Here is a 954-nt window from a genome sequence, read left to right as displayed (position 1 = left end):
GATACTAGTGTATCTATTTTTAATACATCTAGTTCTTCTCCGCTTTTTAAATCACTATTTAAACTAATAGCCAAACTATCCTCTACTCCATTATATATTATCTTATCTATTTCTGTAGAATAAACAATAAATGGAATTAATATTATTAGTAGTTTTTTCATTCTTCTTCCTTTTCTAAAAATACTTCTAATTTATATGTTTTAGGATTATGATATTTTTTAATTTTTTCATATACTTCTTTTTCTATTTCTTCTTTATTACTTAAATCGCATTCCTTACACTTAAGAACAACATATAGGATTGGAAAATATGAAAAAATCTCTGCATATTCATCCCAATTCATTGTTTCGAATTGTCTAACTTCTTTAAAATACTCATCATATATTTCATAAAATTTCTTTTCATTTTCTTTTTCCTTGTCCCAAAACTCTTCATATGTTAAATCAACTTGTTTAAATACTAATTCTCCATTTTCCTTAAAATATTGATAACGAACTTCTTCCTCTTCACCTAACATATACAAGCTCTTTAAATATCCATAATTTTTTATCCAAGCACCAACAAATATTCGATATTTTTTAGTATATTCATCTAAAATCTTTTCCATTCCTCTGAAATCATTTCCTTTTTCTTTATTAAATATTAAATCTGTTACTACATATCCTTTATATCCATACTCTAAAAGTTCTCTTCCTGATAATCCATAACCAAAAGAATTAACAGAAACCATTATTTTCCATTCCGGACTAATATATTTACTCCTATTTTTAACTGGAGGGTATAGCCACATATATGTTACTTCACTAGGTCCACTACCTATCATATAGAAAGCCTCTAAGTCTATAGTTCTTCTTTTTATAGCAATGCCTCTTTTTTTTAAACCCTCTATCATAGAACCTTCTGAATTTATTCTAACACATGCTCCAACAAAAAACAGAAATAATACTATAAATA

General features: G+C 26.0%; 1 pseudogene. It reads right to left on the bottom strand.

The annotated features are described in order from the left end of the window. Nucleotides 1–157: 157 nt before the first annotated feature. A pseudogene (locus AYC60_RS05855) lies at nucleotides 158–954 on the bottom strand (hypothetical protein); the annotation flags it as partial.

This window comes from Streptobacillus felis, from assembly GCF_001559775.1.
Lineage (GTDB): Bacteria > Fusobacteriota > Fusobacteriia > Fusobacteriales > Leptotrichiaceae > Streptobacillus > Streptobacillus felis.
This window is presented reverse-complemented; position numbering and strand designations above follow the sequence as displayed.